23 protein-coding genes are annotated in these 25169 nt (G+C 32.8%); 5 read left to right on the top strand and 18 right to left on the bottom strand.

Annotation, left to right across the window (positions count from 1 at the left end):
• Nucleotides 1–189 precede the first annotated feature (189 nt).
• The 3 genes from AABD74_RS12245 to AABD74_RS12235 form a co-directional block, all read right to left on the bottom strand.
• Nucleotides 190–1650 (bottom strand): aminoacyl-histidine dipeptidase, encoded by a 1461-nt coding sequence (locus AABD74_RS12245; protein ID WP_406843048.1) that lies wholly within the window; start codon nucleotides 1648–1650, stop codon nucleotides 190–192.
• 166 nt (nucleotides 1651–1816) lie between these two features.
• Nucleotides 1817–2110: a type II toxin-antitoxin system RelE/ParE family toxin gene (locus AABD74_RS12240; protein ID WP_232681432.1), complete on the bottom strand. Its 294-nt coding sequence runs from the start codon at nucleotides 2108–2110 to the stop codon at nucleotides 1817–1819.
• Nucleotides 2107–2319: a hypothetical protein gene (locus tag AABD74_RS12235; protein ID WP_232681431.1), complete on the bottom strand. Its 213-nt coding sequence runs from the start codon at nucleotides 2317–2319 to the stop codon at nucleotides 2107–2109. Before AABD74_RS12235 ends, AABD74_RS12240 begins: the two co-directional genes overlap by 4 nt.
• An 83-nt stretch (nucleotides 2320–2402) precedes the next feature.
• On the opposite strand from AABD74_RS12235, the gene AABD74_RS12230 reads away from it, so the two are divergent.
• The 3 genes from AABD74_RS12230 to AABD74_RS12220 all read left to right on the top strand — a co-directional run bounded on the left by AABD74_RS12230 (nucleotide 2403) and on the right by AABD74_RS12220 (nucleotide 4741).
• Nucleotides 2403–3464, top strand: coding sequence for a DUF3810 domain-containing protein (locus AABD74_RS12230; RefSeq protein ID WP_406843047.1), 1062 nt, complete (start codon nucleotides 2403–2405; stop codon nucleotides 3462–3464).
• A gap of 143 nt (nucleotides 3465–3607) precedes the next feature.
• On the top strand, nucleotides 3608–4102 hold the full coding sequence (locus AABD74_RS12225; protein ID WP_007810116.1) for an RNA polymerase sigma factor: 495 nt from the start codon (nucleotides 3608–3610) through the stop codon (nucleotides 4100–4102).
• A 6-nt stretch (nucleotides 4103–4108) separates the two neighbouring features.
• Complete coding sequence (locus AABD74_RS12220) at nucleotides 4109–4741, top strand: hypothetical protein (RefSeq protein ID WP_232681429.1); 633 nt, start codon at nucleotides 4109–4111, stop codon at nucleotides 4739–4741.
• Between the two features lie 152 nt (nucleotides 4742–4893).
• Here the strand turns inward: AABD74_RS12220 and AABD74_RS12215 are convergent, their stop codons facing one another.
• Nucleotides 4894–5703 (bottom strand): 1-acyl-sn-glycerol-3-phosphate acyltransferase, encoded by an 810-nt coding sequence (locus tag AABD74_RS12215; RefSeq protein WP_232681428.1) that lies wholly within the window; start codon nucleotides 5701–5703, stop codon nucleotides 4894–4896.
• A 122-nt stretch (nucleotides 5704–5825) separates the two neighbouring features.
• Nucleotides 5826–6479, bottom strand: a complete 654-nt coding sequence (locus AABD74_RS12210) for a CoA pyrophosphatase (RefSeq protein WP_232681427.1) — start codon at nucleotides 6477–6479, stop codon at nucleotides 5826–5828.
• 91 nt (nucleotides 6480–6570) lie between these two features.
• Here AABD74_RS12210 and AABD74_RS12205 point away from each other — a divergent pair, with 91 nt between their 5' ends.
• Complete coding sequence (locus AABD74_RS12205; protein ID WP_073482703.1) at nucleotides 6571–7008, top strand: DUF4268 domain-containing protein; 438 nt, start codon at nucleotides 6571–6573, stop codon at nucleotides 7006–7008.
• 119 nt (nucleotides 7009–7127) lie between these two features.
• Here AABD74_RS12205 and AABD74_RS12200 read toward each other — a convergent pair whose 3' ends face one another.
• From AABD74_RS12200 to mnmA, 5 genes are all read right to left on the bottom strand, one after another.
• The gene (locus AABD74_RS12200) at nucleotides 7128–7763 is read right to left on the bottom strand and encodes a Pr6Pr family membrane protein (RefSeq protein WP_406843046.1); all 636 of its coding nucleotides are present in this window, start codon (nucleotides 7761–7763) and stop codon (nucleotides 7128–7130) included.
• 130 nt (nucleotides 7764–7893) lie between these two features.
• The gene (locus tag AABD74_RS12195) at nucleotides 7894–8304 is read right to left on the bottom strand and encodes a hypothetical protein (protein WP_232681424.1); all 411 of its coding nucleotides are present in this window, start codon (nucleotides 8302–8304) and stop codon (nucleotides 7894–7896) included.
• A 20-nt stretch (nucleotides 8305–8324) separates the two neighbouring features.
• Nucleotides 8325–9269 carry an NAD(P)H-dependent flavin oxidoreductase gene (locus AABD74_RS12190; protein ID WP_406843045.1) on the bottom strand — a complete coding sequence of 315 codons (945 nt, stop codon included), beginning with the start codon at nucleotides 9267–9269 and terminating at the stop codon, nucleotides 8325–8327.
• A gap of 8 nt (nucleotides 9270–9277) precedes the next feature.
• Nucleotides 9278–10879 (bottom strand): S8 family serine peptidase, encoded by a 1602-nt coding sequence (locus AABD74_RS12185; RefSeq protein WP_406843044.1) that lies wholly within the window; start codon nucleotides 10877–10879, stop codon nucleotides 9278–9280.
• Nucleotides 10880–10922: 43 nt separating this feature from the next.
• A complete protein-coding gene (gene mnmA, locus AABD74_RS12180; protein WP_406843043.1) occupies nucleotides 10923–12110 on the bottom strand; it encodes a tRNA 2-thiouridine(34) synthase MnmA in 1188 nt (395 codons plus the stop codon).
• Nucleotides 12111–12252: 142 nt separating this feature from the next.
• On the opposite strand from mnmA, the gene AABD74_RS12175 reads away from it, so the two are divergent.
• Entirely contained in the window at nucleotides 12253–14130 is a 1878-nt protein-coding gene (locus AABD74_RS12175; RefSeq protein ID WP_406843042.1) for a PEP/pyruvate-binding domain-containing protein, read from the top strand.
• Between the two features lie 245 nt (nucleotides 14131–14375).
• Here the strand turns inward: AABD74_RS12175 and AABD74_RS12170 are convergent, their stop codons facing one another.
• The 8 genes from AABD74_RS12170 to AABD74_RS12135 all read right to left on the bottom strand — a co-directional run bounded on the left by AABD74_RS12170 (nucleotide 14376) and on the right by AABD74_RS12135 (nucleotide 25095).
• Nucleotides 14376–14933: a DUF4956 domain-containing protein gene (locus tag AABD74_RS12170; protein WP_232681418.1), complete on the bottom strand. Its 558-nt coding sequence runs from the start codon at nucleotides 14931–14933 to the stop codon at nucleotides 14376–14378.
• Nucleotides 14934–15132: 199 nt separating this feature from the next.
• A complete protein-coding gene (locus AABD74_RS12165; protein ID WP_406843041.1) occupies nucleotides 15133–15849 on the bottom strand; it encodes a toxin-antitoxin system YwqK family antitoxin in 717 nt (238 codons plus the stop codon).
• 145 nt (nucleotides 15850–15994) lie between these two features.
• Nucleotides 15995–17908: a membrane protein insertase YidC gene (yidC, locus tag AABD74_RS12160; protein WP_406843040.1), complete on the bottom strand. Its 1914-nt coding sequence runs from the start codon at nucleotides 17906–17908 to the stop codon at nucleotides 15995–15997.
• A gap of 82 nt (nucleotides 17909–17990) precedes the next feature.
• A complete protein-coding gene (locus AABD74_RS12155) occupies nucleotides 17991–19604 on the bottom strand; it encodes a CTP synthase (RefSeq protein ID WP_232681415.1) in 1614 nt (537 codons plus the stop codon).
• 172 nt (nucleotides 19605–19776) lie between these two features.
• Entirely contained in the window at nucleotides 19777–20010 is a 234-nt protein-coding gene (locus AABD74_RS12150; protein ID WP_073482724.1) for a DUF3820 family protein, read from the bottom strand.
• A 217-nt stretch (nucleotides 20011–20227) separates the two neighbouring features.
• Nucleotides 20228–22189 carry a glucosamine-6-phosphate deaminase gene (gene nagB / locus AABD74_RS12145; RefSeq protein WP_406845639.1) on the bottom strand — a complete coding sequence of 654 codons (1962 nt, stop codon included), beginning with the start codon at nucleotides 22187–22189 and terminating at the stop codon, nucleotides 20228–20230.
• A gap of 387 nt (nucleotides 22190–22576) precedes the next feature.
• On the bottom strand, nucleotides 22577–22978 hold the full coding sequence (locus tag AABD74_RS12140; protein WP_406843039.1) for an OsmC family protein: 402 nt from the start codon (nucleotides 22976–22978) through the stop codon (nucleotides 22577–22579).
• Entirely contained in the window at nucleotides 22978–25095 is a 2118-nt protein-coding gene (locus AABD74_RS12135) for a LysM peptidoglycan-binding domain-containing protein (protein ID WP_406843038.1), read from the bottom strand. Before AABD74_RS12135 ends, AABD74_RS12140 begins: the two co-directional genes overlap by 1 nt.
• Nucleotides 25096–25169: the final 74 nt, after the last annotated feature.

Below are 25169 nucleotides of genomic sequence, written 5' to 3'. Positions count from 1 at the left end.
AAAGGTCAAGATGCTAAAAAAACGGTAAAAAAAGAACCGTTAAAAACGGCTAAAGAAAAGAAAGAAGAAAAAAGAGAGAAGAAAAATTCTCCTAAAAGAGATTAAAAAAAGTGTTCAGTGTTCAGTTTTTTTAGTGTTCAGTTTAGTCAACAGATTTACTGATTACTAAACTGAACACTGATTACTTTTTTATTTAACCGGAATATTTGAAAGAATTTCTAATACAAATTTCCAATATTTTTGAGCAGATGAAATACTGGCTCTTTCGTCTGGAGAGTGCGCCCCGTGAATGGTTGACCCAAAAGAAATCATATCCATATCTGGGTAATTTGTTCCTAAAATCCCGCATTCTAAACCAGCGTGACAAGCCACAACTTTTGGCTGTTCGCCATTTTGTTTTTCGTAAATATCTTTTAGAACTTCTAATATTTCTGAATTTACGTTTGGAGTCCATCCCGGATAAGAACCAGAAAGTTCAACTTCGCATCCTACTAATTCAAAAGCAGAACGTAAAGAATTAGCCAAATCAAATTTTGAAGATTCTACAGAAGAACGCGTTAAACATCCAACCAAAATTTCTCCATCTTTTACAACAACTCTTGCAATATTGTTTGAAGTTTCAACCAAATCAGCCATATCCGCGCTCATTTTGTAAACTCCGTTTTGTGCCGCGTAAATCGCTCTGATAATTCCTTCCTGAACACCTAGATCCATTACTTTTTCAGGTAAATCAGTTTTTACGATTTCGATAGATAGGTTTGGTTCAGTAGTTTTGTATTCTGCTTTGATGTCAGAAATAATTTCCTGCATATCATAAACATACGCTTCATCAAACATCTGAGAGATAATTACTTTAGCAGTACTTTCTCTTGGAATTGCATTTCTAAGACTTCCTCCGTTAATTTCAGAAACCTGTAATCCAAAGTTTTCGAAACCATCAAATAATAAGCGGTTCATGATTTTATTTGCGTTTCCTAAACCTTTATGAATATCCATTCCAGAATGACCTCCATTTAGGCCTTTTACGGTAATAGTATATCCAACAGAACCTTCTGGAACTTCTTCTTCCTTATAAGTTCTTACAGCCGTTACATCGATTCCACCGGCACATCCTATATCAATTTCATCATCTTCTTCCGTATCCAGGTTCAATAAAATCTGACCTTGAAGAATTCCTCCCTTTAAGTTTAAAGCACCAGTCATTCCGGTTTCTTCGTCAATTGTAAACAACGCTTCAATTGCAGGATGCGGAATATCTTTACTTTCTAAAATTGCCATAATTGTTGCCACTCCTAACCCATTGTCAGCACCAAGCGTTGTACCTCGGGCGCGAACCCAGTCACCATCAACATACATATCAATTCCCTGTGTATCAAAATCAAAAACGGTATCTGCATTTTTTTGGTGAACCATATCTAAGTGACCTTGCATTACAATGGCTTTGCGATTTTCCATTCCCGGAGTTGCGGGTTTTCTGATGATTACATTTCGTATTTCGTCTTCAAAAGTTTCTAAACCTAAGCTGTTTCCAAAGTTTTTCATAAACTCGATTACACGCTCTTCTTTCTTTGACGGACGCGGAACGGCGTTTAAATCTGCAAATTTGTTCCAAAGTGCTTTTGGCTCCAGATTTCTTATTTCCTGACTCATTATATTTTGTTTGAAGTTTAACAATTAAGAGCTTCAAAGTTACAAAGTTTAAATGCTTTTTCCGCCACGAATTAAACGAATTAGCACAAATTATAATGGCTCTAAAGTTGAATAGATATGAATACTCAATTTAAAACAATAAAATTTAAATTAAAATTCAAACTTCTTAAAGAGGATATTTTGAGGGATTTAATGATGTATTAAAAACAGACATAATGTATACCGTTTTCACTTTCTCATCAATAAAATAAAAGATAATAAATGGAAATTTTTTAATGGGAAGACCTCGATAATCCTTATATCTAATTTCAAAAAAAGGGTTTTTCGATAATGTATCCAAATGCTCATCAATCACTTGATAAAAATATTCACCTAAGCCGCTTTGCTTAGACTCATAGTAATCAATCGCTTCTTGTATATCTGCAAGTGCTCTCGGTTCAATAACAATATTAAAAATCATTTCTCTGATTTGAAACGTAATTGTTTTTTAGCTTCGTTCCAAGGAAGAAAATCATCTTCTTTTGAAGTTGATCTTCTATCGTCTAACAAATTTTTCATTTCTTCGCTTACAGAAAATTCATTAATTACGGTTTCATAATTAAATTTCTCTATCAACTGCATAAAGAATGACAATTCGTTATCAGGAATATTTAAAGTGATTTGTGTCATTTTCTTCGTTATTGAATAACAAATTTACAAAAAAGAAAACGAACTAGTATTTTAATTATTATTTTTAACCCAAAAGTAAAACCGTGACACGAAAATATATCCTTCCTTTATTTCTTTTAGTTCAGATTATCTTTTTAAAAATTCTGCCGTTTTTTCCTGATTTTGTTGAAGGTTTTTACAGTAATAATGTATACATCAGAATTTCGCATTTCTCACGAGTACTTTTAGGCAAAATTTCATTTTCTGTTGGCGATTGTATTTACGCAGTTTTAATTTTATCCATGATAAGCTGGTTTTGGAGAATTCGAAAAACATGGAGAACAGATTGGAAAGATCATCTTTTAAAAATTACAGGTAAAATTTCTGTTTTTTACTTTTTCTTTCATTTGCTTTGGGCTTTCAATTATTATCGCAAACCACTTTTCGAGAAAATAGAAATCAAAAGGGAATATACTGATGCTGATTTATTAGCCTTTACAAAAAGACTGATTGTTAAAACGAATGAAATTCAGTTTAAAATCACAAAAAATAAAGGCGAAAAAATCAATTTTCCGTATTCTCAGGAAGAAGTTTTTAAGATGAATTTAAACGGGTATGATAATTTAGCCAAAGAACATTCTTATTTTAAATATGACGTTTTAAGCGTAAAAAAATCACTTTTTAGTGTTCCGTTAACTTATATGGGATTTGGCGGTTATTTGAACCCTTTTACTAATGAAGCACAGGTAAATGATTTATTGCCTATGTATTCTTTTCCAGTTACTGCTTCACATGAAATGGCGCATCAGATAGGTTTTGCCAGCGAGAATGAATGTAATTTTATAGGCGTTTTAGCATCTGTAAAAAATGACAATTTATATTATCAATATTCCGGGTATAGTTTTGCGTTGCGCTATTGCCTTGGAATCTGGAAATTTAAAAACGAGAAAATTTTCGAAATTTTAAAGAGACAAGTAAATTCGGGGATTTTAAAAAACTATCAGGAAAGTCAGGATTTTTGGAAACAATATGATACTTTTATTGATAAGGGTTTTCATTTTGTTTATGATAGTTTCTTAAAATCAAACAATCAAAAAGATGGAATGGAAAGTTATAGCAAGTTTATAGATTTAATGATTAATTATTATAGAACAAGAGAATTATAAATTTTGCCACAGATTTAAATGATTAAAAAGGATCCATAAACCTTTCTTTATATAAAATAAAAAATCATTAAAATCTGTTTAATCTGTGACAAAAAAATAAATTCAACTGTAACAAAATAGATTTCAATACTACTAATACTTTTATGAGCGAAAATCTAGAACAGTCATTTGTTGCGCAATTGCAGGCAAATCAGAATATAATCCACAAAATTTGTAGATTATATACTGCCGGCGAAGATGCTCATAAAGATTTGTTTCAGGAAATCACTATTCAGCTCTGGAAAGCTTATCCAAAATTTAGAGGCGACAGTAAATTTTCGACCTGGACATATCGTGTCGCTTTAAATACTGCTATCACCTTATACCGCAAAACCAAAAGAACTATATCTACCGTAGATTATGAGAGTCATCAGCATTTTGTAAAAGATGTCGATTACAACTATGAAGAGGAAGAACAGATTAAATTGATGTACAAAGCCGTTTACCAGCTTAATGACATCGAAAAAGCATTAGTTTTTATGTATTTAGAAGACAAAGATTATCAAGAAATAGCCGAAACCTTAGGAATCAGCGAAGTGAATGCGCGCGTGAAAATGAACAGAATTAAAGGGAAACTTAAAAAAATACTAAATCCTTAAAAATTTATGAAAGAACTGGATTTACTAAAAAAAGACTGGAAAAAGAACTCGGATTCTTTTGAACAAATTTCTGAAAAAGAAATCTATAAAATGATTCACAAAAAGTCATCTTCAATTGTCAAATGGATTTTGATTATCAGTATTTTGGAGATTTCGTTTTGGACTTTTTCAAACTTATTTATCAATACAGATGATGTTTTGCGAAAAATAAATCATCCGGAAATTGTGGTTACGCTTGAATACTTGACTTATTTGAATTACTTAGTTGGATTAATTTTCGTGTTTATTTTTTACAAAAACTACACTACGATTTCTACAACCGTTGCCACAAAATCTTTAATGAGTGCCATTTTAAGGACCAGAAAAACAGTTCAGTATTATGTTTGGTACAATTTGGGAATGATTGTAATCACTTCAATTTTAAGTTTCTTCATCGCTTTTGTTTACAATCCTGATATGGCTTTTTTAAGGGAAAAACTTGCAGTAAACGGAAAAGCAATGTTTGCTACAATTGGAATCTTAACCTTAGTAATATTAGGTTTCTTTGGATTATTCTGGTGCTTTTACAGATTGCTGTACGGAACTTTATTACGCAGATTATACGCTAATTATAAGGAGTTGAAGAAAATTGATTTCTAATTGAGGTTCAAAGGTTCAGAGTGACAAAGGTTCAAAGGTTTTCCTTTAAGGCGCCATCCCGAAACTTCAGGACTTAGATGTTAAGGTTCTAAGTTTTTCTAACTTGAAACCTCAAACTTGAAACAAAAAAATCTAAAATCAGAAATCTAAAATTAGTACTCCCACTGTCTAAATTTATTTAGTTCTTCCTGTGCTTTGATTTCTTCGGCTGGAATTACTTTTAAAAATGAAGGGTGCTGTTCGATAGCGTATTCTACTTTTTCTACGATTTCTTCGATCGTGTCGTTTTCATAATCAATTTCAAGAGGTTCTTTGATGATGAAAGACTGCAGGATGTTTTTCTTTTTCATGCGAAGCCCTTTTTTATCAAAAGAACGACGGAAACCATCTATAACAATAGGAATTACGACAGGTTTATGCTGTTTGATTATGTGTGCTGTTCCTTTACGAACGGGTTTAAAAGATTTTGTTGTTCCCTGCGGAAAAGTAATAACCCATCCGTCTTCAAGGGCAATGCGGATATTCTCAGTATCATTTGGATTTACGTCACGTTTTTCGGTAACATCAACCCCTTTTGACCTCCAGGTTCTTTCGACAGTAATTGCTCCAACGTAAGCTAAAATTCTTGGCAGTAATCCGGCCTGCATTGTTTCTTTTGCAGCTACGTAGTAAATATTCATTTTAGGCTGCCATAAATAACCAATGTTCTTAATAGTATCTTGACGTCCGCTTAAACTTGCGTTAAACACATGAAACATCGCCACAACATCGGCAAAATAAGTTTGATGATTGGATATAAATAAAACGTTTCTGTCTGGAAGTGTTTTAATAATTTCAGATCCTTCAATCTGTAATTCATTAAACCCCCTATATCTTCTATGGGTCATGGCTCCCAAAATACGGATTAACCATTTCTTGATGAATAATATATGCCCAAAAGGATTTCGTTTAAACAATCCCATAACGTTGTTTTGTGTTTTTTGGTTAAGTCGCAAACATACAAAATTTATTCTTTTAGCAATAGTGTTATACAATTTACGAAATAAATCTATATATTAATGATTATCAAATTATTAAATTAACGTTATTGTGGTTTTTCTGAAAAAGTAAGTTTTAAAACATCTCTCAATTCGCTTAAAATCATTGCGGTTGCCCCCCAAACAATATGATTTTGAATATTAAATGCGGGAACCAAAATATCATTTCCGTAAGAGGTTGATAATTTGGATTCGATAATAATTTCATCATCTAAAAAAACTGATAATGGCAATTCGAGAACACCGGCTACTTCTCGGGCATCGGGATAAAATGCAAGTTCTTCTTTAGCAATTCCTAAATAAGGATGCACTAAAAAATTACTTGGCGGAATATACATAGGTGTAAAATGCTTTATAATTTCAATTTTCTCAGGACGAACCCCAATTTCTTCGCTGGTTTCACGCAAAGCTGTTTCCTGATAATCACGATCTGCAGGTTCATATTTTCCGCCCGGAAATGCAATTTGCGATGAATGAACGCCATTGTATGCATTACGGACAATTAAAATCAAATGCGTTTTTTCGTTTTTAGGATAAAACAACATCATAACAGCAGCGATTCTTGGCTTTTTTGCATTAATATCTAAATTTTTCAATGCCTGAATACGCTCCAGAGGTGCCATTTTCGCATGTGCCGATTCCGCCGGAAGTTCAACTGGAATTAAATTAGGAACATATTGCAAAAAATCTTGAAAATCCATATTCAAAGTTTATTTTTGTACTTTCAAATTAAAATATAAATATACTCTAGAAAATGCGGTTCTACAAGTTTTCTAAAACAAAGCCATAAAAATGTACAGCAGAGAAGAATCACAAAGAATAAAAAGGGAATTTTGGGTTGCTTTTGCAGAAAAGTACCCAAGAAAATGGGTTCTTTATGATACCAAAATCAAGGATTTCTCTTTTAAATTTTATGTAGACAATAAAAAAGCACAGGTTTTAATTGACATTGAACACCGAAGCGACGAAAAACGAAATGCTTATTTTGAAAAGATTGAAGCTTTAAAAAATATCCTTGAAGAGGAATTTATTAAAGATCTTGTTTTCGAAAAAAACTACACTTTAGAAAGCGGTAAAACCATTAGCAGAATATGGGTTGAAAAACTTGGGGTAGGTTTTAGCAATCGCAATAACTGGGACGCTATTTTTGATTTTTTCAACGAAAACATGCATGCTCTTGAAATGTTTTATCTGGAGTATGATGAGTTTATTAAGGAAATTGAAGTTTAGAGGAAAGTTTCTAAGGTTCTGAGATACTAAGATTCTAAGTTTTTTTATATAGCTAACCCGACAGGTTTTTGAAACCTGTCGGGTTTATTTTCAAATATCTATGAACTAAGCGGCAGTAATCAAATGTCTTGGCTATCATTATTCTTTTTTAGCTTATTATTCAAAATAATTAATAGCAGCCCTATTATAAAAAATACAATAATCATAACTCCTACATTCATTAAAACTGTTTTATAACCAATTTGTACCACATTTAAAAAAGGATAAGGGTACCAGTTTGTAATTACACCTCTAATTAATGAATAAATGAGATAAAAAAAAGGAAAAATTGCCCAGTAAACGCCATCTTTCCAACTTAACTTTTCTTTTTCAGAATAACGTAACCAATACAAAATATACAAAACAGGATTTAAAACATGCAGTATATTATCTGCAATTAACCTCCAGCCTGTTACAATCAATATTCCGCGTAAAACAGTATTGTAAACTAATGCAACTATAAATATGTACAATGCTATAGCGGTTTGCACTGATAGACTTGAAAAGAATTCTCCTATTTTTGTTTTGGGCAAGAATATCGAAAACGTAAGACTCAATGCAATCAACAAATTAGATAGAATTGTAAAATAACTGAAAAAATTAGCAATACTTCCTTTAGTGAGATAGAATTGAAAAATGATAGCAAACCATGCAAAAAATGCAGTAATTGAAGCATAAAAAATTTGGGTATTTGATTTTCTATTTTTACTATTCATACTCTAACTTTTTCGGGTTCAAAATATTCTTTCAGTATATAATTTTACCTCCCCTTCTTGATGATACATTCAAAATGAAAGTCAATGATAAATATGTTTTTAAATTTACGATTGAAAAAATTCTGCATCGTTACACCGTAAAAATATTATAAACAATAATATGATCGTCGTAATTGATATAAAGCTGTTTGCGATTATCTTGTTTTTTACGTGTGATAATAGAAAGTTTACATTCTCTTCCATCATTGTCTTTACACATAAAAGAATATACAATATCTGTATCGTTTTCTTCTCGTTCGATGTAATCCAGAATACTAAAAAGCTGTATTTCCTGAGAATATACTACTATCCTATGCTTATCAGTATCAAGAACTACAGAGAGATTAACCAAATCAAGATCAGACCACTGCCCCCACTTTCCTTTTTCATTTTTTTCTAAAACACTAAATCCTGAAGTTTTAAAATGATACGACTGACTCTGAACTTGTTGTAATCCAAAAGCCAGAAACAATACTATTATATAGGCACGAATATAATTCATAAAATATTTCTTACAGGTAATTAAAACTCAAATGTAGCTTTTTCTTTGCATGCATCTCTAAAATCAGACATCATTTCTTGAACAATTTGTTCTACAGGAAGAATTTTATGAATCAGTCCGGCGATTTGTCCTATTTCAAGTTCACCTTCTTCAAGATCACCTTCAAACATTCCTTTTTTAGCTCTTGCTCTTCCTAAAAGCTGGATTAATTCATCTTTAGAAGGGCATTTTTCATACAAAGCCTGAACATCATTATAAAATTTATTCTTTACCAATCGAACCGGAGCTAATTCTTTCAAAGTCAATTGTGTATCTCCTTCTTTTATATTAACTATCGTTTCTTTAAAATTATTGTGGGCAGAAGATTCTATCGATGCCGCAAAACGACTCCCAACCTGTACTCCATCAGCACCTAAAATCATTGCGGCCAGCATTCCTCTCCCCGTTGCAATTCCGCCAGCGGCAATAAGAGGAATTTGTATTTTTTCTTTAACCATAGGAATCAAAGTTAAAGTTGTAGTTTCATCACGACCATTGTGCCCGCCTGCTTCAAAACCTTCGGCAACAATAGCATCTACGCCCGCTTCTTGTGCTTTTAATGCAAAAGTGCTGCTGCTAACAACATGAACAACCGTTATCCCTTTTCCTTTTAAAAACGAAGTCCAGGTTTTAGGGTTTCCTGCCGAAGTAAAAACGATTTTTACACCTTCTTCGACCACAATATTCATAATCTCTTCAATATTGGGATATAACATCGGAATATTAACTCCAAATGGTTTATCAGTCGCTTTTTTACATTTCTGAATATGTTCTCTTAAAACATCAGGATACATTGATCCAGCCCCAATCAAGCCTAAACCACCTGCATTACTCACTGCAGATGCTAATTTGTAACCACTGTTCCAGATCATTCCGCCTTGAATAATTGGATATTTTGTATTGAAAAGCTGTGTAATTCTGTTCATTAAAACTATTATTGTTTTATTATTTTTCCTGTTTTTTGTAAACCTTCAGACTTAAAAGTATAAAAATACAGTCCGCTGGTTAAACTTTCAACAGAAAGAACCGGATTTTGGTTTGTTATTTGTTTTTCAATCAGCTTTTGTCCTAAAATGGAATAAATACATACAGAAGCTGTTTCATCAGCAAACAAAAAAGAAATATTAGATTTTGCCGGATTTGGATAAACTGAAAAATCTGATGAAGACTGAAAAACATCTACACTTAAAGTCGACCCAAAATTTGGTATTCCATAACCATAATTATTATCAGGAGTTGTATATCGATCTGCAGACCGCAGAATCATTTGTTTAATTTCCTGATTTGTTTTTGATGGAAATGCCTGCCAGAGACAAGCTATCATTCCTGCCATAATAGGGCATGAAAAAGAAGTTCCGTTAGCCGTACCAATAGTTCCTGAAGTGTTTGCAACAACAGCGGCAACACCCTGCGCCATTATATCTGGTTTTATACGATTATCAAAACTTGGTCCTATAGAGCTGGAAGAGGCTTTAACTTTTGCAGCGTTAACAGAACCAACCGTAATAACTGAAGCTCCATCTCCGGGCGATCCAACATGATTTTCAACCTGATTTCCTTCGTTTCCCGCAGATGCTAAAACGATAATTCCTTTACTAAAAGCTATTTCGGCACCTTTTGTAATAAAATTTGTTGTGCCATTCATATCGCTGTATGTATGACTGTAATTGGTGTTATCAAAACCAAAATAACCTAATGAAGTTGTAATGATATCAACTCCATAGGCATCAGCTTGTTCTGCAGCTTCAACCCAATACGATTCTTCGACAGGATTTTCAGAAGCATCATTTTCTGTTATAAATAAATAATAAGAAGCATCTGGAGCAGTCCCTACCAAAGAATTCTCTGTGTAACCGCCCATTGTAGATAAAACTAAAGTTCCGTGATCGTCTCCGGCATAAAAATTCGTACTTCTGCTTACATAATCATAACCTCCTAAAATTAAATTATTATCTCGTAATCGTTTAAAAGGTTCTGCTGTATTTACACCGGGATAACCAGCATCTAAAACAGCAATTACTTTTCCGGACCCTGTATAATTCTGCTGATGCAGAACTTGTCCGTTAAGCATTTGAATTTGATTTGCAGAATTTCCATAAGCATAATCAATCGTAGTTTCCAGCTTATTTTTTACCGCTGCAATACTATTTTGCGAAACTTTTTTTGAAGTTACATTCAATGCTTTATTTGCAAAAACTACTTTATCAACATACGAAAGGGACTTTAAAGCCGTAATATTGGCTTGAGTTCCTCTAACATGAAGTGCATTTAACCATTTCGACTGTGCCATTACAGTTATTCCTGTACTGGCTTTTACCTGATTTACATACGTAATTTCAAGAGGTGCATCTGTAGTATTTAATGCAATATTTTGTGCAGTACGGCGATCTAATGATCTCTGCGAAAGGGTCAGCGACGGATTATCGAAAAAATCCTGAGCATTTGGTTTTCCAGTAAAATATACCCAGGCATCTTCTTCCTGAGAAAACATTACAGTAGAAAACAATAGTAAAAGAAAAGTAAAGCTGTGTTTCATATATACTCTTTTAAAAGGAAGTCCTTCGTAAAAAAGTATAAAGCTAAGAAATTACTCCCGAACCAACTAATTCATTTTCTAAATACCAGGCAACAAACTGACCTTCTGTTATTGCAGATTGTGGTTCTTCAAAATGAACGTACATTCCGTCTTCAAATTGATGAAGTGTCGCTTTTTGTAACGGCTGACGGTAACGAATTCTCGCCATAACTTCCATTTTTTCACCCGCATTTAACTTCAAATCTTCGCGAACCCAGTGTACTTCAGATTCTCCAACAAATAAAGCTTTTTTAAACAATCCAGGGTGACTGCTTGTTAAACCGGTATAAATGGTATTAGTTTCAACATCTGTAGCAATAACAAATAACGGATCTGTGGTTCCGCCAACATTCAATCCTTTTCTCTGACCAACAGTAAAATAATGTGCACCCTGATGTTTGCCCATAATTTTTCCCATTGTTGGAAGATAATGCAGTTTTTGAGCTTCAATTTTTAGATCTTCTTCTAAAGATAATTCAGCTGGTTTTTCAACATTATAAATCGGGTCGTTTTTATCAATTTGAACAATTTTACCTTCTTTTGGCTGTAATTTTTGCTGCAAAAATTCTGGTAAACGAACTTTTCCGATAAAGCAAAGTCCCTGTGAATCCTTCTTTTCGGCAGTTACTAATTCCATTTCAGCAGCAATTTTGCGAACTTCAGGTTTTGTCAAAGCACCAATCGGGAACAATGCTTTAGATAATTGTTCCTGTGATAACTGGCATAAAAAATAAGACTGATCTTTGTTAATATCATTTCCGGCAATCAATTGATAAACCGTTTTTCCGTCAACCTCAATTTCGCTTTTTTGGCAGTAATGCCCAGTCGCAACATAATCAGCACCAAGGCTTAGTGCAATTTTCATAAAAACATCAAATTTGATTTCGCGATTACAAAGCACGTCAGGATTTGGAGTTCGTCCTTTTTCGTATTCGTTGAACATATAATCAACGATTTTTTCTTTGTATTCCTCGCTTAAATCAACAGTTTGAAACGGTATTCCAAGTTTTTCAGCCACTAATAAAGCATCATTACTATCTTCTAACCAAGGACATTCGTTAGAAATAGTAACTGAGTCATCATGCCAATTTTTCATAAAAAGCCCAATAACTTCGTATCCCTGCTGCTGCAATAAATAAGCAGCAACACTAGAATCTACCCCACCAGAAAGACCAACAACTACACGTTTCATTTTAAAATCTTTATAATTTTACAAGGGTGCAAAGGTAAGTCATATTTTAGAAAATCTTACTGGTTTTAATTAGTTTATATAATCCCGCAGTAGATAAAACTTATGGTTTAAATACTTACTTTTAATATTCAATACAATTGTCATGAAAAAATACATTTACATCTTATTTTTCTTTTTCATTTTCATGTCTTTAACTGCGCAAAGATATTCTTCATCATTAGCAAATTATGAAGAATATAAAGCATTTAGAGGAAAACCTTTATCAGATAAATTTTCAAATATCGAATCGGTAAAAGTCGTTTATGATTTAAGAAAACAAAAAATGTATTATTTCAATAGTACTTTGATTCCGCTGCATTATGATTTTGTAACCAATTATCTGAGATACAATTACGACTTGCAAATATTTAATAATGAGAATTACAGCAGCACTTTAAAAGACAGAGATTTTTTATTGGGAAATCTCAACCACATAAAAGGAACTGATAAATGGATTTTTGAACTCGCTGCTTCAGATCATATGCCCGTTCCGTTAATTGAGCGTTTTTTCAACTTAGTAATTCAATCTATTTTTATTGGTCAAAATTTAAAATTTTATTTGAATAATCCTGAGCAGATGGAATGGTTTCGTTTAAAACAATTTAAAATTCCGTGTGTAAAATCAGATTATATTTTTAATGAAATAAAATATCAGGAAGTTGTTTCAGGAAACAACGTTGGTATTTTAAAACAATACAAAATCAAAGAGCTGGATAAAGTAAAACCAAATCCTGATGAAATTATTATTTTAGACGGAACACCGGATATTTTACCCAATGTAAGGGGAATTATTGTCAACGAACTGCAAACGCCATTGAGCCATTTAGTACTGTTAGGCAAAAACAGAAAAATTCCAATTATGGCATATACATTAGCCTTAAAAGATGAAAACATTAAAAGATTACTTTCTAAAAAAGTAGAATTAAAAATTCAGGTTGATACTTTTTTTATAAAAGAGACTGATAAAAAGATTGTTGTTAAAACAAATTCTAAAAAGAAAAAATTAATTATTGATAATAGCATTACTGATTTAGTTGATTTGTCTAAAATTTCAAAAAAAGGAGTTAATTACATTGGATCAAAAGCACAAAACATGTCGTATTTGATTGCTATTTCAAAAGAAATTCCATTTAAAACCCCAGAAGATGCGTACGCTATTCCGTTTTATTTTTATACAAAACATATTCAGAAAGAATCGATTTCTCCTTTAATACAAGAGCTTTTGAATTCTTCGAAAAAAGATTCAACGGTTTGGGTAAATCAGCAATTAAAAAAAATTCGTGATGCCATTAAAAAAGAGCCTGTCGATCCTGAGTTAATTTCGAAATTGAATGTAACATTTAAAGATGCGAAATTCAAAAATTTCAGATTTCGTTCCTCAACAAATGCCGAAGATCTGGATGATTTTAACGGTGCCGGATTGTATGATTCTAAAACCGGAATTCTAGAAGACAGCATCAAAACATTCGAAAAAGCAATTAAGCAAGTTTGGGCAAGTGTATGGAATGAAGCTTCGTATAATGAAAGAGAGCTTTTTGGAATCGATCAGCAGAATATTGCAATGGGTGTTTTAGTACACCGTTCTTTTCCGGATGAATTAGCAAATGGCGTTGTGATTACAAGAAACATTTTTAGGAAAAATTTTTCCGGAATTACGGTTAATATTCAAAAAGGAGAAAACTCTGTTGTAAAACCAGAAAAAGGAGAAATCTGCGAGCAGTTTGTAGCCTATCATTTAAACTCTGGAACTAACGATGACGATTTTGATGTCGATTATATCTCAAATTCAAATCTCAATAATAATGAACCTTTATTGAGCCGAAAAGTAATGAGCCGGCTTTTTCTTGTCAGCAAAAAAATTGAAGAAAAAATGTATCGATACTGGAAGAAAAATCTTTTCCATCCTGTAGATATAGAATTTAAAATCGTTGGTGAAAATCGGGATTTATATATCAAACAGGTTCGTCCTTTTAATGATTAGACACAATTCAATAAAAAAAAATAACATTTAGCTATCGGGAGCGAAGATGTAAAGTTTATTCTGCCACAGATTAAGGGATTAAAATGATTCATAAAATGTGTTGGCAAAACTCTCGCAAATTCTGCAGATTTAGCAGATTATTGTTCGAGAAAACTTTATCAAAAAATCTGCTAAATCTGCAAAATCTGCGTGAAAAAAAACTTATTGTACTATTTTATAGCTGCCTTACTTCTGAATTTGGCTGACTAATAAAAAACTAAAAGATCTATTTCATTAGAAACGGTATTGACTAAAACAATTTTAAAATCAAAATCCTGAATGTTTATTTTTTCCTGAACTGCTTTGCGGATATTTCCATTTTCTAAAGAAAAATCGTTTATCAGCGGGATTTTCACATCGACAGTATTGAGGTATTTTGAAGATTTTTTGTTCACTATAATAGACGCTGCAACATAAAACCCAATAATGATGATTTGAAAAAATAAGAGTATTTCTATTTTCTCAAAAGGATACATAATATCTAAAATAGAAAGTGTTATTGTTGCAAAAAGAAAGATGATCGCGTTTACAGTAAACGATTGTGTCCTAAATCTTAAAATGGAGAAAATAGCAAACAACCCAAAACCAATCCCAACTCCTATTTCAATTTTTGTAAATAAGTAACATAGAGAAAAAGTACAGAGACCAACAATAACCATCAACGGATTTATGGTTTCGTTATCTTTTCTGTTTGAGAAAAAGTACAAAACCAAAATCGAAAAAAACAATAAAAAAAATCTTCCTGTAAGTTCGTTTAAATCCATTGAATCAAAATATTAGCTCAATCAAATTTAAACAATTGAGTAAAAAATCAGCCACGAATTCACGAATTTATTTTGAGAAAAAGTTTGCCGCGAATTACACTAATTTCCACGAATTAATTTTTTGCTTTAGTTAAATAAAAATTCGTGGAAATTAGTGTAATTCGCGGCAAAAAAAATGCCCTCAAAGCGGGCAAGTATGTTATTCGTTCTTAGGTTTTGAATCGGCTTTATAAGCACTTTTTGGATCGCTCATATTAACTTCTTTGGTCAATTTCCCTCTTGTATAAAACTGCCAGATTCCGGCTTTTTTTCCTTTTACAAACTTCCCTTTAGAAGCTACAACTCCATCTGCATCATAAAAAACAGCATCGCCTTCATACTCGTTATTTTTAAATACAGACTGTTCCTGAATAGTTCCGTTTTGCCCTAGCTTTTTATAATTTCCTTCTTTTAAACCGTTCACATAAGTCATTTCTTCAGCAACTTTGGCATTTGGGTAATAAACCGTTCTTAAACCTTGTAATTTACCTTTTTTATAAGTTTCTGAAGTCATCAAAACTTTTGACGCTTTATGATAGTATTTCCACTCACCTTCTCTTTCCTTCCCAACTTCTTTTCCTTCGCTTACTATATTTTTATTCTGATCATAGAAAATAGTATACGAACTTCCATCATTAGCTGTAAAATCGCGTGTTGCAATTACATCGCCTTTTTTTGTATCATCAAAAAATTTAAAAATTCCGGTTTCTTTTCCGTGACTGAAAGTTCCTTCATATCGCGGACGTTTTGATTCGTAAACACCTTTCCAAACGCCGTCTTTTTTTCCGTTAGCATCTAATTTATTAAACTCAGTTTGGGCATTTACAAAGAAAATATTCAGCAATAAAATCCCAATTATTATTTTTTTAGAAATCATCTTATATACAATTTTTAACTTAAACGAAAATTAGTTTCATAAAGTATGTTTTGCCGCTCTCAAAGTTAAAATTTTCATATGCAATTTGAAAAGGAAACATACTCTTTAAAATAAAAAATCCCGATTAGATCGGGATTTTTAGAATTTATTTCTTTTTATTTTGAGCCTTTTTTGCTGCTTCCTGCTGCTCCATCACATCCTGAAGACGCTGTTGAAATTTGCTTGGCTTTTTAGGTTCTTTTAATTTATTTTCCTGAATTTGAGCATGAATTTTGTCGCTGTCTACGATATAATTTTTAATAACAAACATAATTCCGATAGTAATTAAGTTCGAGATAAAGTTGTACAAACTTAAACCTGCACCATAACTATTAAAGAAAATTAACATCATTAATGGCGAAACATAAATCATGATTTTCATCATTTTTGCCATATCCGGCATACCTTCCTGCTGAGGCGCAGCCATTTGCTGATCTCCAGAGGTCATTTTCATATAGAAGAAAATTGCAATTGCTGCCAAAATTGGAAACAAACTGATATGATCTCCGTACAATGGAATATGGAAAGGTAATTTTACAACCGAGTCAAAAGATGATAAATCGTCTGCCCAAAGGAAACCTTTTTGTCTTAATTCAAAAGCTGCAGGGAAAAACTGGAACGATGCATACATAAACGGAAGCTGAATCAATGCGGGAATACATCCTGCCATTGGGTTTACTCCTGCTTTATTGTACAGTTTCATTGTTTCCTGTTGTTTTTTCATTGGGTCTTTTTTGTATTTTTCTCCCAACTCTGTAATATCAGGTCTTAAAACTTTCATTTTAGCCTGAGACAAGAACGATTTATATGTAATTGGCGACATGGCCAACTTGATAATAATTGTGAAGATGATAATCGCAATTCCTAATGACAATCCAATTGTTGAACTCAGGAATCCAAACAATGGAACAAAAATTAATTTATTGATCCATCCAAAAATTCCCCATCCTAATGGAATAATTTTTTCGAAATTTTTATCATACGATTTTAAAACTTTATAATCTGCCGGCCCAAAATACCATTGCATTTTATAATCAATTTCACCATTTGTGAATGCTAAAGGAACATTTGTTTTAAACTGTTTCGTAAAAACAGTATCAATTTTATCGTCATTTACTAAATTAGTTGATTCTAGTTTAGATGTAGCAAATGGTTTGTCTGTTACTAATATAGAAGTAAAGAAATGTTGTTTATAAGCTATAAAACTAACTTTCTCAACAGTCTCTTCTTCATGTTTTCCTAAACCTGCGTAATTTATTTTCCCATCTTCATGTTCGTAATAAATTTCGGCATAACGATTTTCATAAGAAATACTTTTTTCGTTTCTGTATGTTTTTAAATCCCATTGTAAATCTAATGGTTTAGAAGAATTTAAAACTCTATTCAATCCTTGGGAACGAATATCAAAACCAACTAAATAATCGTTTGGTTTTAATACATATTTATATTCTAAAAATTCATTAGCTCCAGCTTTTAATCGCATTGTTAAAATTTGGTCTGCACCATTTTTTGTCAATGTAGGTTCAAAAAACAAATCTTTAGAGTTTAAAGTTCTGTTATCTGTAGTTTGTAATTGAATGTTTAAATTAGAATTATTGTCTTTAATTAATTCAACTAATTGTCCTGAATTTTTCTCAAACTTTTTAAATTCTTTTAGAACAGCTTCAACAATATAACCACCTTTGTTAGCGATTTTAAGCTTAATCTTTTCGTTTTCGATAGTTGTAAAAGACTCTTTTGCAGAAGGAAGCGTAGCAGAATATGCAAATCCGCCTAAAGTTTTTTGCAATTGTGCTAATTGAACTGTATCACCTGGTGCAGCAGCAGTAATTGGTGCAGCAACGGTTTTAGCTTTATCAGCTTTTGCCTGAGCTTCTTGTTTAGCTACTAATTCTTTCTTGGCTTTTTCAGCAGCAATTTCTTTCTCAGAAGGCTGATTTTGGTACATAATCCAAATCAAAATTCCAAATATCAATACAAAACCAATGATTGAATTAAGGTCAAATTTTTTTTCTTCCATTATTTATTTAAAAAAGTTATCCGTCAGAAGTTATTAGTTATGATTATAGCTTAAAAGTTACAACCCCTTAGAATATTAATTATTATTTTTTATGCGCATTTACGGCAGCTGCTACGAAGTTTACAAAAATCGGGTGCGGATTTGCTACCGTACTTTTGTATTCCGGATGGTATTGTACCCCAATAAAGAACGGGTGGTTTTCAAGCTCTACAATTTCTACTAATCCAGTATCTGGGTTAACTCCAGAAGCTTTTAAACCAGCTTTTTGCAATTCGTCTGCGTATTTATTATTGTACTCATAACGGTGGCGGTGACGCTCTGAAATGGTTGTTGCACCATAAATTCTGTGTGCCAGCGTATTTGGTTTAATATCACATTTCCAAGCTCCCAAACGCATTGTTCCGCCTTTATCTGTAACATTTTTTTGCTCTTCCATTAAACTCACAACCGGATGAGGCGTTTTTTCGTTCATCTCAGTAGAATTGGCTTCGGTATAACCTAAAATATTTCTGGAATATTCGATAACAGACATCTGCATTCCCAAACAAATTCCGAAAAACGGAATATTATTTTCACGCGCATAACGAACTGCTTCAATTTTTCCTTCAATACCTCTTTCTCCAAATCCCGGAGCCACTAGTACGCCGTCAAGATTTTCTAATTTCTCAGCAACGTTATCAATATTGATATGTTCTGAGTGAATAGAAATTACATTTACTTTAGTTTCATTTGCAGCGCCTGCATGAATGAATGCCTCTAAAATAGATTTGTAACAATCCTGCATTTCTACATATTTTCCAATCAAACCAATGTTTACCGTTTGTTTTGGACTTTTTAATCTGCGTAAAAAAGTATTCCATGTTTTTAAATCCGGAGATGCTTTTTTAGGTAAATCTAATTTTTTCAAAGCCACAACATCTAATCCTTCTTCAAGCATTAAATTTGGAACTTCGTATATTGTTGAAGCATCAATTGACTGAATAACCGCTTCTTTTTTAACATTACAAAACAAAGCCAGTTTTTGACGTAGTTCCTGAGACAATTCGTGCTCAGTTCTACAAACTAAAATATCTGCTTTGATTCCGCTTTCCATCAAAGTTTTTACAGAGTGCTGTGTTGGTTTTGTTTTCAACTCACCCGCAGCAGCCAAATAAGGAACTAATGTTAAATGAATAACAATTCCGTTATTTTCTCCTAATTCCCAAACTAATTGACGAACAGACTCAATATAAGGTAATGATTCAATATCACCAACTGTACCACCAATTTCAGTAATTACAATATCATAATCGCCAGATTTACCCAGCAATTGCATTCTGTCTTTAATTTCGTTTGTAATATGAGGAACAACCTGAACTGTTTTTCCTAAAAATTCCCCTCTTCTTTCTTTTTCAATAACCGAAAGATAAACTCTTCCTGTTGTAACGTTATTTGCCTGAGAAGTAGGAACGTTCAGGAAACGCTCATAATGACCTAAATCTAAATCTGTTTCTGCACCATCATCTGTTACATAACATTCTCCGTGCTCATACGGGTTCAATGTCCCCGGATCCACATTAATATACGGATCAAATTTTTGAATAGTTGTACGGTATCCTCTTCCTTGTAACAATTTTGCTAAAGATGCTGCAATGATCCCTTTTCCTAATGAAGAAGTCACACCGCCTGTAACAAAAATATATTTTGTTTGATTCATTCTGTTGTTGTTTGTAAGTAGTTGTGTAAAAAACTTGGCAAAAGTACAAATTTAATTAGATAATTTATCAATTAGAGAATGAGATAATTTGCAAATTTTTAAACAGATTGATTACTTGGTTTTGTAATCGATAATTTTAAGCTTTTATTAGAATATTTTTTAAGAAATATCTTTAAATTGGCTTTGGGTATTGCTTTTTAATATTCCTGATTAACTCTTCCAGTCCATTTAATTTCAGTTCATAAATAAGCTGTAACTGCTGCCCTAATTCTCCTTTTGGAAAACCTTTATTGTGATACCAAACCACATAATATTCTGGTAAATCGATTAAAAAACGCCCTTCGTATTTTCCGAAAGGCATTTTGGTATGCGCTAATTTTATGAGAAGTTTTTTGTCTTGTTCCATTTTTTTAAAGAAAAAAGAAGCAAGAGGAAAGAAATACAGGCTCATTCTTCCTTCTTGCTTCTAATTGCTTACAAAGCTATTCTATTTTTTTATTTTTCTTCTGCCACAGATTAAAAAGATTTAAATGATTTTTTTCTCGCCACGAATTACACGAATTTAATTTGTGGAATTCGTGATAAAAAACCTTAGAATCTTAGCATCTCAGAACCTTAGTATCTTAATAGTGCCATCTCACGAAAGCTTCCATTGCTGCATAAGTTGCTAAACCTAGCTGCTGATACAAAGCTGCTGTTTCGCTGTTTCTGTCTTCGGCCCTCTGCCAAAATTCTCTTGCATCAGTTCCCTGAAAAACAACACCATCTTTTTGTGACTGATGTTTGAAGATTCCGTGGCGTTTTGCCAAAACCTGATCCGGGCTCATTGGCACCGCCATTTCAACTTCGTCAATTCCCCACTCCTGCCATGCACCACGGTATAACCATAACCAGCAGTCATCCATAAATGGTTTTGGTTTTAAGGCTTTTACAGCTTCAAAAATAGCATCAAGACAAACTTTGTGCGTTCCGTGCGGATCTGCTAAATCTCCTGCAGCATAGATTTGGTGCGGTTTAATTTTTTCAATTAAATCCATTGTAAGCTGAATATCTTCTTGTCCAATTGGTTTCTTTTCAATAGTTCCGGTTTCATAAAATGGTAATTCCATAAAATGAATCTGATCATCGGTTAATCCAACAAAATGACTTGTTGCTCTTGCCTCTCCTTTTCTGATTAATCCTTTTATGTAACGAACTTCTGGAATATCAATTTCACTGTTCTTTTTATTCTCTAAAAATGTTTGTGCTTTTTTATAAATGTTATCTGCTTCTTCGCTTTTAATGTTGAATTTTTCATTGTAATCAATCACGAATCTTGCAAAACGTAACGCTTCGTCATCTGCAACAGCGATATTTCCTGAAGTTTGGTACGCTACATGAACTTCATGTCCCTGCTCCTGCAAGCGCATGAAAGTTCCTCCCATACTAATGATATCATCATCAGGATGCGGGCTGAAAATCAATACACGTTTTTTAGCAGGCTCAGCCCTTTCCGGACGGTTTGTATCGTCTGCATTTGGTTTTCCGCCTGGCCAGCCTGTAATTGTATTTTGTAATTTATTGAAGATTTTAATGTTGATGTCGTATGCCGGACCAGAATCTGCCAGTAAATCGCTCATTCCGTTTTCGATATAATCAGCATCAGTAAGCATTAAAATTGGTTTTTTAAGATCTAATGCCAATCCTAAAACTGCTTTGCGAGTTAATTTATCTGTCCAAGCGATTTTCTCAACCAGCCATGGTTTATTAATTCTCGTTAGTTTTGAAGAAGCTTCTTTATCTAAAATAAAAACAGCATTATCATGTTCCTGCAGAAACGAAGCCGGAACTCTATTAGTAACTTCGTCTTCAACAGATCTTTTTACAATATTTGCTTTTCCTTCACCCCACGCTAATAAGATAACTCTTTTAGCTTCCATGATTTTTTTCACCCCAAGTGTAATTGCAGTTCTTGGCGTATTATTTAATCCGAAGAAATCTTTACTTGCAGCAACTCTTGTAATATGATCCAGTGCCACTAAACGTGTTTTCGAGTTTTGAAGCGAACCTGATTCGTTAAAACCAATGTGTCCGTTTCCTCCAATTCCAAGAATTTGTAAATCGATTCCGCCCAGAGCTTCAATTTTAGCTTCATATTCATGACAGTAATCTGCAATTTGTTCTTTTGTCAAAAGTCCGTCTGGAACATGCGCGTTTTCAGGTAAAATATCGACATGATCAAACAGTAATTCTTTCATAAAACGAACATAACTGTTGATAGAGTTTGGTTCCATCGGATAATATTCGTCCAGGTTAAAACTGATTACATTTTTAAAGCTCAACCCTTCTTCTTTATGCAGGCGAACCAGTTCAGCATACAATCCTTTTGGAGAAGAGCCTGTTGCCAAACCTAAAATACAAGGCTGATTTTCTTTTTGTTTGGATTGGATTAAAGCTGCAATTTCCTGCGCAACAGCTTTTGAAGCTTCACCTGAATTTTCAAAAACAACAGTGTTGATGTTTTCGAAGCGCTTTTCAAAACCGGTTGCTTTGTCTATTTTACTTTTTAACATGATATAGTTTTTTTTATTCTTCGGATTATGTATTGGCTTTAAGCCTTAAAATTTTATTTTACATCGCAAAAACGCAAGTCAAAACATTGCTAAAACAATAGCATTCAATACCATATAAAGATAAAACCTTTATAAATGGAATACAACAAAATTTAAATTATTGATTTAGGGCAGAATTTGGAATATCATTTATATCTCACTTAGAGATTCCAAATAATATTGAAAAAGCGATTCTCGTTTTCACTTTTGAAACTGCATTATTTTTGCATAAATATGCATATTTTTTGCACATCAAAGATACTTCATATTATATTTAAGAACCAAAATTTGATATGAATATTTTGTTAATTTTTTCAATTATGAGAATTACATAAAAAAACCGTCAATATTGACGGCTTTTAAAATATATTGCAAAAAAAATTATTCCCAATTAAAGGTTACATTTTTTTCAATTTCGGAACTTAGGCTTAAAAACACCGGACAAGTCATTGCAGCACGTTCTAAGATAGTTTTACTCTTTTCATCAGCATTGCTTTTTAGTTCAAAAACAACTTCGATTGCACCAATTCTTCTTGGTTCAGCATTCATAATTTTAGTTACTTCGGCAGTTGAGCCAGTTAAATCTACGTTTAAATCACAGGCTTTAATTCCCATAATTGTAAACATACAGCTTGCTAAAGCATTTGCAACTGTATCTGTTGGAGAAAAAGCCTCGCCTTTACCGTTATTATCAAGAGGTGCATCAGAAATGATTTCACTTCCGGATTGTATATGAATTGATTTTGTCCTTAAATCGCCTAAGTAGGTTACTTTTGATGTCATTAATTTGCTTCTTTTAAAGTTAAGTCTGAATCGTAATATAATATGTAGACACCTTTATTTGCGTGTCCGCCATCTTCTTTTTTATAAAATTGAAATTTATTGTCAACCTGTTGTGTTGTCATTAAATCTGCTGTTTCCTGATACGTTTTTCCCTGAACCAAACGCATCATGGTATCAAAAGTTACATCAAAACCTCTGGTTGCATAACTATTTGGATAGATTTTATTTTTCAATTTATATTCTTTTTTAAAGATAGAAACTGATTGATCTTCACTGTCACGAGTTACAGACGGGTACATTAATTTTAATTTTACCAAATTATCAAAATTAATTTCGTCTGTATCAAGCGTGCTGTTTGGCTCTAAAATAACCAATTGCACCTGACATGATTTTTGGGCATCGGTCAATGCTTTTATTGTCGTTTTGATCATCGCCGTATTTCCCGTTTCCATTACAACATAATTCATTCGGTTTGGCAGTAATAAGCTCTTTAAATTAGCAACATCTAAACCTCCAGTTTCTGTTAAAGCCGCAAAAACAACTCCTTTTTGATTTTGTTTGATATAATTGATAACCGACTCTTTTTTCTTGTCTACAACAGCCACAATGTTTCCGTTTTTAGCTCTCATATAATCGAAAATTGCATTTCGAACCACATCGTTTGATGGTATTGTCTGGTACAAATTATCGATAGGATTTGCAGTATCTTTTGATAATGGCGAAATAACAGGAACATTATACAAACGAAGTGAATTTGCAGTAGACTCTGCATTATTTTGGTAAAATGGTCCCACAACAGCATCTGCTTCCTGCAGTTTATTTTGTGCAATTAAACTCGAAATATTCGATGTAGTTTTTGTTTCCTGCGAATCATAAATTGAAACATCAATAGGTAATTTCAATGTTTTAGCCGAATCTATTGCCATCATTGCTCCCGAATAAAAATCAAGGGTCATGTTTAAAAACTTATCTGTTTTTAAACGCGCAGCTGTTCCGGTTGTATCGCTTTGTAATTTTGCCAGATTAAATGGCAATAACAAAATCACTTTTTTGCGTTCGCTTTGACCTCTTTTTTTAGTTAATTCTACTATTTCAGGATCTGCAGAAACAGTTTCTGATTTTACTTTATCTACAATTTTAATTCCTCCTCCTCTGCTTTCAATTGGTTTTTCAATCGCTTTTTCAGTTGGTTTTTCTACAGAAGTTTCTATAGCTTTTTCATCTGGCTGCGATTGTACAACAATAGGAGCCGGCGCTATATATCCTGCAGGAACTTTTAAAATCATACCTTCTTTTACACCTTCTGAAAGCGATGGATTTAAGGCTGTTAATTCTTCCTGGGTTAAGTGTAAAACTCTTCCTAAACTATAAAATGTTTCTTTTGGTTTTACCTGATAGTCCATATACGAAACTGCTTTTTTAGATTCTGCAGTTTTTTTAGTTTCCTCAGGTTTTGCAGCTGCAGCCACAGGTGCAGCAGTTTCCGTTTTTGGAGCAGTTCCTTTAATTGTCAATCGATACCCAACTGGTAAACTTGTTACAATTTCAGGGTTTTTCTTTTCTAATTCTTCAATCGAAATTCCATATTGTTTTGCGATTCCAAATTTAGTTTCCTTTGCCTGAACATCATGATAAACATATTTTTCGGTTCCTTTTCCTTTCTGTTTTTTGTCTGAAACCGCAGCATTTTTTGGCGCAGCACCTTTTGCAGGAATCGTTAACGTCTGCCCCGGCTGTAAACCATCAGTAATCAAAAAAGGGTTTGCCGCTTTTAAAGCTTCATCAGTAACACTATATTTTTTTTCAAGACCAAACAATGTTTCTTTCGGCTGTACTTCGTGTGTAACCGTTTTTGAGTTAACACTCGATTTTACCGCAGCAGTTTCTTTTTTGTCTGTACTTTTTCCGGTTGGAATCAACAAAACCGTATTCGGTTTCACGCCATTGCGTGCATCCGGATTTAATTCATAAATATCAAAAGGTGTAACCTTAAATTTTTGGGCAATTTGGTTAACCGTTTCTCCACTTGAAACTGTATATTTTACCACTTTTCCTTGCGAAAAAGCCGAACAGGTTACAAAAAAAACAAGTAAAAATAATGTTGAATAATATTTCATAATAAGGCTTAAAACAATTTTAATTTTTAATTCAAAAACAAGATACTAATTTCTCTCATACAAGATTCACGCCA

This window comes from Flavobacterium soyae (assembly GCF_045348165.1).
GTDB classification, from domain to species: Bacteria; Bacteroidota; Bacteroidia; order Flavobacteriales; family Flavobacteriaceae; genus Flavobacterium; species Flavobacterium soyae.
This window is presented reverse-complemented; position numbering and strand designations above follow the sequence as displayed.

Bases quoted from the DNA above. Each gene is read 5' to 3' on its own strand.
- AABD74_RS12245 (WP_406843048.1), bottom strand. From the start codon at position 1,650: ATGAGTCAGGAAATAAGAAATCTGGAGCCAAAAGCACTTTGGAACAAA.
- AABD74_RS12240 (WP_232681432.1), bottom strand. From the start codon at position 2,110: ATGATTTTTAATATTGTTATTGAACCGAGAGCACTTGCAGATATACAA.
- AABD74_RS12235 (WP_232681431.1), bottom strand. From the start codon at position 2,319: ATGACACAAATCACTTTAAATATTCCTGATAACGAATTGTCATTCTTT.
- AABD74_RS12225 (WP_007810116.1), top strand. From the start codon at position 3,608: ATGAGCGAAAATCTAGAACAGTCATTTGTTGCGCAATTGCAGGCAAAT.
- AABD74_RS12220 (WP_232681429.1), top strand. From the start codon at position 4,109: ATGAAAGAACTGGATTTACTAAAAAAAGACTGGAAAAAGAACTCGGAT.
- AABD74_RS12215 (WP_232681428.1), bottom strand. From the start codon at position 5,703: ATGGGATTGTTTAAACGAAATCCTTTTGGGCATATATTATTCATCAAG.
- AABD74_RS12210 (WP_232681427.1), bottom strand. From the start codon at position 6,479: ATGGATTTTCAAGATTTTTTGCAATATGTTCCTAATTTAATTCCAGTT.
- AABD74_RS12205 (WP_073482703.1), top strand. From the start codon at position 6,571: ATGTACAGCAGAGAAGAATCACAAAGAATAAAAAGGGAATTTTGGGTT.
- AABD74_RS12200 (WP_406843046.1), bottom strand. From the start codon at position 7,763: ATGAATAGTAAAAATAGAAAATCAAATACCCAAATTTTTTATGCTTCA.
- AABD74_RS12195 (WP_232681424.1), bottom strand. From the start codon at position 8,304: ATGAATTATATTCGTGCCTATATAATAGTATTGTTTCTGGCTTTTGGA.
- AABD74_RS12190 (WP_406843045.1), bottom strand. From the start codon at position 9,269: ATGAACAGAATTACACAGCTTTTCAATACAAAATATCCAATTATTCAA.
- AABD74_RS12185 (WP_406843044.1), bottom strand. From the start codon at position 10,879: ATGAAACACAGCTTTACTTTTCTTTTACTATTGTTTTCTACTGTAATG.
- mnmA (WP_406843043.1), bottom strand. From the start codon at position 12,110: ATGAAACGTGTAGTTGTTGGTCTTTCTGGTGGGGTAGATTCTAGTGTT.
- AABD74_RS12175 (WP_406843042.1), top strand. From the start codon at position 12,253: ATGAAAAAATACATTTACATCTTATTTTTCTTTTTCATTTTCATGTCT.
- AABD74_RS12170 (WP_232681418.1), bottom strand. From the start codon at position 14,933: ATGGATTTAAACGAACTTACAGGAAGATTTTTTTTATTGTTTTTTTCG.
- AABD74_RS12165 (WP_406843041.1), bottom strand. From the start codon at position 15,849: ATGATTTCTAAAAAAATAATAATTGGGATTTTATTGCTGAATATTTTC.
- yidC (WP_406843040.1), bottom strand. From the start codon at position 17,908: ATGGAAGAAAAAAAATTTGACCTTAATTCAATCATTGGTTTTGTATTG.
- AABD74_RS12155 (WP_232681415.1), bottom strand. From the start codon at position 19,604: ATGAATCAAACAAAATATATTTTTGTTACAGGCGGTGTGACTTCTTCA.
- AABD74_RS12150 (WP_073482724.1), bottom strand. From the start codon at position 20,010: ATGGAACAAGACAAAAAACTTCTCATAAAATTAGCGCATACCAAAATG.
- AABD74_RS12140 (WP_406843039.1), bottom strand. From the start codon at position 22,978: ATGACATCAAAAGTAACCTACTTAGGCGATTTAAGGACAAAATCAATT.
- AABD74_RS12135 (WP_406843038.1), bottom strand. From the start codon at position 25,095: ATGAAATATTATTCAACATTATTTTTACTTGTTTTTTTTGTAACCTGT.